At 42.4% G+C, this 8935-nt stretch carries 8 protein-coding genes; 3 read left to right on the plus strand and 5 right to left on the minus strand.

The window, feature by feature from the left end; all coding sequences use genetic code 11:
- Positions 1-80 precede the first annotated feature (80 nt).
- The 5 genes from KU855_RS14670 to KU855_RS14690 all read right to left on the minus strand — a co-directional run bounded on the left by KU855_RS14670 (position 81) and on the right by KU855_RS14690 (position 5566).
- Positions 81-3086, minus strand: coding sequence for a Tn3 family transposase (locus KU855_RS14670; protein WP_218531029.1), 3006 nt, complete (start codon positions 3084-3086; stop codon positions 81-83).
- Positions 3087-3098: 12 nt separating this feature from the next.
- Positions 3099-3554: a DUF1240 domain-containing protein gene (locus KU855_RS14675; protein WP_218531030.1), complete on the minus strand. Its 456-nt coding sequence runs from the start codon at positions 3552-3554 to the stop codon at positions 3099-3101.
- Positions 3554-4969 (minus strand): PAAR domain-containing protein, encoded by a 1416-nt coding sequence (locus tag KU855_RS14680; protein WP_207897953.1) that lies wholly within the window; start codon positions 4967-4969, stop codon positions 3554-3556. The genes KU855_RS14675 and KU855_RS14680 overlap by 1 nt, the downstream gene beginning before the upstream one ends.
- 62 nt (positions 4970-5031) lie before the next feature.
- Positions 5032-5331: a type II toxin-antitoxin system RelE/ParE family toxin gene (locus tag KU855_RS14685; RefSeq protein WP_132981147.1), complete on the minus strand. Its 300-nt coding sequence runs from the start codon at positions 5329-5331 to the stop codon at positions 5032-5034.
- On the minus strand, positions 5324-5566 hold the full coding sequence (locus tag KU855_RS14690; protein WP_045408785.1) for a type II toxin-antitoxin system ParD family antitoxin: 243 nt from the start codon (positions 5564-5566) through the stop codon (positions 5324-5326). Before KU855_RS14690 ends, KU855_RS14685 begins: the two co-directional genes overlap by 8 nt.
- A gap of 195 nt (positions 5567-5761) precedes the next feature.
- Between KU855_RS14690 and KU855_RS14695 the strand changes: the two genes are divergently transcribed.
- The 3 genes from KU855_RS14695 to KU855_RS14705 all read left to right on the plus strand — a co-directional run.
- On the plus strand, positions 5762-6403 hold the full coding sequence (locus KU855_RS14695; protein WP_101904835.1) for a recombinase family protein: 642 nt from the start codon (positions 5762-5764) through the stop codon (positions 6401-6403).
- 885 nt (positions 6404-7288) lie between these two features.
- Positions 7289-8287, plus strand: a complete 999-nt coding sequence (locus tag KU855_RS14700) for an OmpA family protein (protein ID WP_218531031.1) — start codon at positions 7289-7291, stop codon at positions 8285-8287.
- 11 nt (positions 8288-8298) lie between these two features.
- Positions 8299-8935, plus strand: a 637-nt coding sequence (locus KU855_RS14705) for an Ig-like domain-containing protein (protein WP_218531032.1), incomplete at its 3' end; no start/stop codon positions are given.

Genomic DNA, 8935 nt, shown 5'->3' on the forward strand with positions numbered 1-8935 from the left:
TTGTTATCTCCGTATGAAATGGTGAATTTATCATCTCAGAACTAACGGCTGAGTGATAGGGAGGAAGTCCATTCCATACGCTAAGCAAAATCATCTTGATCTGACGGCTGTTTAAGTGGACGTAGTTCACCATTTAACACCTGTTCAGCTAATGTAAATGAGTAATGCCCCAACATATTGACATGCTTATGGCTTAGTGGTGATAGCCTTGCAATGTCTTCATCTTTTAGCGTTTCACCTTGCCGTTCTACGTGCTCTAATGCAGCTTGCATATAAATGGTGTTCCACAGTACAACGGCATTAGTGACTAAACCAAGCGCACCCAATTGATCTTCTTGCCCTTCTCGGTATCGTTTGCGGATTTCTCCGCGTTGACCGTGACAAATGGCTCTGGCAACGGCATGACGACTTTCGCCTCGGTTTAATTGGGTTAGAATTCTGCGTCGATAGTCTTCATCATCGATGTAATTCAGTAAATATAATGTCTTATTAATACGGCCAGCTTCAATAATGGCTTGGGCCAGACTTGATGGCCGATCACTTTTAAGTAACGATCGAATCAGTTCTGATGCCTGCACTTTTCCAAGTTTAAGAGAGCCTGCAATACGCATCATGTCATCCCAGTGAAGCTCAATTTTTTGAGGATTTACGCAGCTACGAGCTAACTCATCGAGTACGCCGTAGTCCGCTTCTTTATCTACGCGCCAAAATACCGATTCACCCGCATCGGCTAAGCGTGGCGAAAATTGATATCCCAACAACCAGAACAAGCCAAATACCATGTCACTGGCTCCGGCGGTATCCGTCATGATCTCAGTGGGGTTTAATCCGGTTTGTTGTTCCAGTAATCCTTCCAATACGAATATGGAATCTCGTAGTGTTCCTGGTATAACGATTCCGTGAAATCCAGAAAACTGATCGGAGACGAAGTTGTACCATGTGATACCACGACTGGAGCCAAAGTATTTTCGGTTTGCTCCTGAATTGACGGTTCTTACTGGTGTGATAAAGCGCATTCCGTCAGCAGAAGCAACTTCACCTCCGCCCCAATGCTTAGCTAACGCAAGAGTAGACTGAAAATCGACGAGTTTCGCGTTGGCTTTTACTAACGTTTCAGCTCGTAAATAGTTTTGCTTAACCCAACTGAGTCGGTGTCTGGTCAAGGCGGGGATATGAGATTTTATCAGTGGCTCAAGTCCGATATTGCAAGCTTCCGACAGTAACACAGCGCAGATACTTACCGTTAAATCATTGGCACGAGCATTGGATTCGCTAATATGGGTAAATTCATCGGCAAAGCCAGTATGAGCATTGATTTCAAGTAGTAGTTCTGTGAGGTCTACAGCAGGAAGTAACGCCTCAACTTGTTTGGATAATCCCTGCAAGCTCGGAGGATTATCCAGTCTATCAATGTTTGTGATGGTCAGAGTCGGTCGTTTCCCCGAGATATCAATATCCACCGACCCATTATCGTCAAAATTTGCGGCAACCTGATGATAGGTTGTATCCAGTTGCCTGACTAACGCATCGATGGCTTCCTTTGCGTTTAGCGGATGTCCCAGTGATCGACAGACCTGAATTCTGTTTGATTGCCATTCTTGGCCCTGCAAAAGTTTGGCCCTCGGATCGCCCCAGCGATCGCTGTTTTCGACATAGATATCTCGTCGGCGCAAACTGTCCTGTAATTTATCCAAAAAACACAGTGTGTAACCTCGTCTAGTCACCCGGCCATCTTTATCTAATACCAATCGCTTCCATGGATTAGAGATGATATCCATTGGCGCATCATCAAGGATTTGTTTTTTTGAATCGAGTAGTTGCGCTAAGTACTGATGAACTTCAAGCGTTTTGTCTCCCGCTGGAGCGGCGGAAAATTCAATATCATGGAGCAGTTTTGGTAGAAAACGCCGAACTCGTCCGTACTGCTCAACCATCTCTTCATGAAAATTGTCATCATAAGGTCGAGCTAACTCGTGTACGGTAGAAATAGATTGCGCTAGCTTTTCCCGTGAAAACTTAGCAAAGATTGATGGACGTAGAGACTCATCATCTAAGTTGTCGTCTAACAGAAGGGCACAAACGTTGGCTAAAGCTAGTGCAGATTTATCTAAATCTTTCAGAGTACGAAGGCGCTTTTTCTGTCCTAATTTCTTCGCTTCGCCAGCGATATTTGTAATCAAAAGATCCAGTACATCCAACGCTTCATCTAATGCAATAATTTCATAGGCTTTCACAAAAGCCACGAGTATCGCAGTACGCTTAATCTCCGGCATGCGGCCTATTTTGTATGCCGAAATCATTCCAGCATGACGGGCAATATGCTTAAACCGGACGGGAGGAATACCAGTGAAATCCAGTTCAGTTATTCCATAGGTTTGAAGTGCTTTGTAACGTTCAATGGCCTCATTAAATGCAGGGCCACTGACATTGACCGGTCCCTTACGAAAACGGTCGAAGTGTGATGTTCTGGCTGTTTCAGGAATTTGTAGTAAGGAATCCAACCTAGCTTGCTGCTCCGAATTTGGGAGGCTGGATAGTTGCTGCCACAATCGGTTTTCTGCTCGATCTCTGATTTGTGAAATCAAGCGCGTTAACGTTGATGCACCTGGCAAAAGGATTTTGTGTTGGATCAGCCATCCGGTCGCTAAATCAAACAGTAAACTCGGGCGTTCATTACTGATCCAACTCCGGCTATAGAGAAGGCGGGATAACCGAAATGACCACGGCCAAACAAACTCACGATAACCATATTGATTGCGGATCAGAGCGGTATGCTCGCGGCGTGTGGTTTCGCGCTGAGAATAGTCAGATAAAATACCAATATTCGTTATATTCAGTTGCCTTGCGACAAACCATTGGGTATTCGTTGGGATTTGACTTAAATCGATTAAGAAAGTACCGAGAAAGCGAACACAACCCAATTGCAGGGCGACTCCAAATCGATTGTGTTCACCACGTCTTTGTGTAATAAAAGCTAAGTCAGCCTCGTCCAAATGGAAGTACCGTGCCAATTGAACATCATTCGGCTCCCCATTAAATTGCCCGTAACTATTTTTTTGTTCAGTGGTTAAAAAATCCACGGGCATAGCCAGAACCTCTTATTGGTTACACAAACTCAAATCAGTGACGTATTGTTTGCCCATCCCCACTCCTGGCGTATGGCCAGAGGGTATCCCTCGACAAGGCGTATAACCTCTTTGCTCTAACTGATTAGTGAAATAAAATCCATACCCGATAGATATAATCAAACCCAAAACTAATCCACTAACCGCTATTTTAATTAGTAGTACTGCGTATTTCACAGGCATATCTTTCCCTAAAAATACAACAGGCAATCCTATTATAATTACTGGTATGGATATAAAAGGAATAAACAATAATAGTAGTGCCAGCCATGTAAATATAAGTGATGAGTGGAAAGCCCAATTTTCGTTTAAAATATCCAAACCAATCCATACACTTCCAATTGTCAAAGGAATAAACATAAATAACATACCAAAAAAACCAACAATTCGTTGCTTTAAGATGATGATTCTAAATGGTTTCTTTGACATTAGAATGACCTCGGTGTGATTTCATTTAATGTTCTACGGACATAAGTCTTTAGTTCGGAAACAATAACTTCTCTTCCTGTTTCAAGCAGTCCATGAGCAAACATTGCGCCAAGATCCCAAAAACCCTCTTCTATTTCCCGACCCTTTTCTATCACTTCTTGTTGGGCATGTTCGATATACGCTACGACTTTATCGGTCAATTCATATTTTTCATCAAAATAATTTAACGTTATAGAAGTAGCTAATCCGAATCCAACAGCAATCACTAGTGGTCCCAAAGCAAAAGACGTAAAAGTCATTGTCACGGCACCGAGTCCCCAACTCACAGCAGAAGCAATACCAATTTTCACCACATCCGTTGCTAGGCTACCGATATAACGGGTTAACGTAGTTTCATCGTTCAAAATAAAATCAACGGTTCGATAAGCAGCGGCGACATAAAAGGTTAATCGAGCACCGCTCACAATTGAATTTTTAAGCCCATACTTCCCGATCCCAACATCTACAACTTTTGGATTATCTAAACGAAAACGGGGGGCATTAAGGATCTTGCGTATGTTGGGCCAACCTGAGAATTTGATGATTTCATTACCAAGGTGATTCACTTCAACTGTTGCTTTAATCCCTAGACTTCCCAGTTTCGAGACCACCATTGAAGTCGTCACAACATCTTTTCCATTCGGGCCATAGTTGATCATGATTTGCCCAAGAGTGGTATCGGTGGCTTCGACCCAAGCTTGTTTGGTCTGTTTCCAGCCTTCGGTTTGTAAGTAAGCAAAGGTCTCAGAAAGCGTTAATAACATCACGTCGTGATTGTTCGCTTGCAGTAAGTCTCTAACTCGCTGATCTGGAAAAGTACGTGTGTTTTTGTAGATAGGATAAGTTGGTTCAGTCTGTAGCTGGGGATAATTTCCTGTCAGATACGGTGGGAGAGAAGAAGAGGTATTCGCTAACGAGTTTTCTGGATGACTTGCAGAAGTCACACTCGGCTGCATAGCTGAATTAACACTCTGCTTAGCGACTATCGCCGAAGAGACTGATGGCATAGCCATTCCTGCGCCACCCATATTGATGTTGACTCCATTACCCATATTTACGCCACCGCCCATGTTGAGTGACGTTGCCATCGAGGTGCTCAAAGCAACTTGATGACTGCTGGGCAATAGAAAACAACTGCCGCAACCGGTATCAACAAAATCACCTACCCGTGCAACATCCTGACCATTTAGGTTCGCGTTCCGAGGAGTCTTCTTGATAATGGGACCTTGACCTCTACAGCTTTTACTACCACATGTACAGGTAGCCATATCTCCAATTAACGCAATCGCTTTTCCATTAATCTTGACACTGCCACTTCCTGAAATAACTTTACCCCCAGTAGTCGTCGGACTATCTATGGTTATAACATCATTCATCTTTTTAATATTCCTGCCTAATTTATCGACGTTGTTCTAACTTTATCTAATGATTTGTAGTTTTAATAAATGTCTGGATGGAAATGCCGTAATGGTTCCATTTGCTGATGAAGAATACGGATTATGTAAACACCATGAGGCTGTGGGCGATAAAAAATAGCATGTTTATGGTGATCGTGGCGGCGAAGCCCTTCGGCAATTTCTGGGCACTCGTAACCCATCAAAGGTTGTTCTGAAAGCGTTAGCAAAACGTCATTCATACTATCTGTATAAGCATCCGCTTGCTCTATGCCAAAGTTCAACAGAGTGTATTCAAAGATATGCTCAAAGTCTTCTGCGGCGAGGTTGGAAAGTTTATACATTGTGTTTCTGCTTTACTTTAGCCGCAATGTCATGAAGTGATAATGAGCATTGACCACTCTGCTCTCCTGCCTCAATCGCCATTTTTAGAGCCGTGGTTTGTTTCTCTTGCCTTTCGAGTAGCCGCAATGCAGAACGAACGACTTCGCTTGTTGAGCCATAGCGACCAGTCGCTATGAGTTGGCCGACAAACTCATCTAGCTGAGATCCAATCGTAACACTAGTTGTGCGTGACATATTTCCACCTACATGTGTGAATAATTAACACACCAATAATAGGTTAACTAAAATTCAAAATCAAATCACGATCTTCGCATGACAATGAAGTATACCCTATAGTCATAGAATAAAAGTGGCAGTTTTTATATATTTGTCATAACCTATATGGCACACCATATTAGATCATAACTTAAATGTCACCTAGGACAGATTATGTACATCTTTGGCTATCTTAGAGCATCAACAAGCGACCAAAATGCAAAACGAGCACAGAGCACCTTACAGAAGTTTGTACAGGAAAAAGGTTTTCGTATAGCTGGATGGTATATTGAGAATGAATCGGGAGCTTCATTACAAAGACCTGAATTACTCCGATTACTTGATGATGCTGCAATTGGTGATGCAATCATCATAGAGCAAATTGATCGTCTTTCTCGTCTTGATGAAGAAAGCTGGTTCACATTGAAAGAAATGCTGCACAAGAAAGAACTCAAAGTGATTAGCCTGGATTTGCCAACCAGTCATATTGCCTTCTGTCCTCAAATCACCGATGAATTTACTGGATCGATGATTAAAGCGATAAATAGCATGATGATGGATATGCTAGCTGCTATCGCAAGAAAAGATTACCAAGATCGCCGCCGCCGTCAGGCTGAAGGAATAAAGAAAGCCAAAGAGGAAGGTAAATACAGAGGACGGCAAGCAGACTCAGATCTACACGAAAAAATCTATCAGCTACGAGTTATCAACAAGCTGAGTATTAGTGATACCGCCAAACTCACCAATGTATCGGCTCGTACAGTAATTCGAGTAGCTAAAAAGTTGGCAAGTGAGCGTTCTGTGGCAGTAATTTAACCATTTCATACGGAGAGACCAACATGGCTGTAACTGTATTAGGTATAGGCCTGGTAAAAAATGGGGTTGCACTCAATGAAGCTATTCACAAAGGTAATATTGTCCTTTGTAAACCCAAAATAAGTCGCGCTAAACTATTGGAAACCTTAGCATACAAACCACCGTGTTTAATTGGAAGTTGTAGCAGCGCTTATTTTTGGGTTCGAACCTTGAAAAAGTAGGATATGAAGTTCGACTTATTGCACCAACGTCTGTCTCTCCTTATCGATTATCAGGCCGAACAAAAATGATGCAATTCACGCTCAAAGGATTTGTGAAGCGGTTTAACGCCCTCATATAAAATCAAACACCTAGCGTAGCTCGCAAGTAGGACGTTCGCTTATACTGCGATATGGGTATAATAAGCCCCATAGTGTATATGGTTAACTGGTAGCGATGATATACCACAAGGTCCTAAATTGTTGATAATAATGAAAATTGCAACCTCATAACTTTCAGCGCCGATTAATGCAAGGTAGACAAGCGCATGGCTCAATGTTGCACGAGATCGAGTTCGGAAAGTGAACTTGAATAATTCTAGTGTTCTGATAGCAAAGCAAATGCATCAAAACCAGTTATTATCTGTGGACTCTATTTTGTGAGTCTATTTCGATTTTTTGCGCTACCTTCTATCGATATTTATCTCTCTGAGACTGGCTATTTGGTTTTCATTTTTTGGATTTTGGATAAGATGAGAGTGGTTCTTTGTAGGCAATAAAGTATAAACAAAGCCGACCTGTTGATTTAAGCAAATATACAAGTAATATTTGCTTAAATTTGCTTAAAAATGATACTATCTATCTATCTATCTATCTATCTATCTATCTATCTATCTATATGAAAATTATGAAAAAAATAATATTATTTACTAGTTTATTCAGTATTCCAGTACTGGCTGCAACGGAGTCCCCTCAGATTTTTGTTGGCGTAAAGGGTGGGTATCAATGGGCCTTAGACGACAATTACAATCATTCAAATCAAGAGGGCACAATTTTAGGTCTCTATGGCGGGTTACAGTTTACGCCCTCTTGGAGTTGGGATTTAGGCTATCAATATCACGATGAACTAAAGGCGGACACTACATCAGTTAATGTTAAAACTTGGTTGATTGAAAGTGCTCTTCGTTACGATTGGTACCTACGAGATAACCTAAGTTTATACGGTCGGCTTGGTGCTGCTTATTGGGACATGGAAAAAACGCAACTGTCTTCAAGTAAGAGCGATGCGACAGGTTTTTCTCCTCTCGGTGAGGTAGGGATTAACTATCACTTTAACCCTAACGTCCGATTATCAACGGGCTACCAATACATTGACAGTATTGGTAAGTCAAATACGGGTAAGTATGATAGCCATGGATTGTTGGTCAGTCTAACCTATACGTTTGGCAGTACAACACAACCAGCGTTAGTCGAAGCAGCGCCAACGTCTATTATCGAAGATACTCCCGTTAAAGAGACAGCCACTGTAAAAGTACCTCCTCAAATACAGGAATTTTCACCAAAAACTACAGATGGATTGTTTGGTTTTGATTCAGTCGAACCTAGCCAAGAGTTTATTGACCAATTAACAGAGACCTCTTCAGTATTAAATTCTTACCCACAAGCTCATGCCAAAGTTGTTGGACACACTGACTCAACAGGCTCAGCACTCTATAACCAACACCTTTCTGAGCATCGTGCTCAAGCGGTCGTCAATAAACTGATTGAATTGGGTGCCACACCGACGCAACTTGAGTGGAGAGGTGAAGGTGAGTCTCAACCTGTTGCTGATAACAATACTGCAGAAGGACGAGCTAAAAATCGCCGAGTTGAAATCACCATTCCTAGCTTCCAGTATCAAAAATAGGTTGTATTACTATGAATAAATATTTTAAATCACTATTTGCAATAGTAATTTTTCCACTATTAATGCTATTAACCGGTTGTAATTCAGAAGGTGCCTTCTCTGAATCAACAGTAAAATTAGAACGTATAGATATCACCGCTTCACTGATAACAACTCGAGGTGTTGGGGGAGTGACGCTTGCGGTAGGTAACAAGCAGCCCTTTGAAGCGGTTGGTCACTACTCTGATGGTTCATCTCGCACATTGACGGATTTAACCGTGAGTGATTGGCACACAAGCAACTCTGATGCAGGACGCTTTGATGTTCCAGGCGTATTTACCGCGACTAACGTGGGTAATACGACCCTCACGGCCACGAAGGATGGCGTGACCAGTAATACGGTGGATGTGAATGTGTCGGCAGCGGTCATTACATCGATTCAAGTGACGCCTTCACCGGTCAACGTAGCAAAAGGTCAGACTCAGCAGTTAACTGCAACAGCGACATTCAGTGATATGACGTCCTCTGACGTATCTAACTCAGTGACGTGGACTCCTATCGATACGGCGACGGCTACCGTGTCATCAGCCGGTTTATTGTCTGCGGTTGAGGTGGGTAATACGACCCTCACGGCCACGAAGGATGGCGTGACCAGTAATACGGTGGATG

This window comes from Shewanella sp. NIFS-20-20, assembly GCF_019209865.1.
Lineage (GTDB): Bacteria > Pseudomonadota > Gammaproteobacteria > Enterobacterales > Shewanellaceae > Shewanella.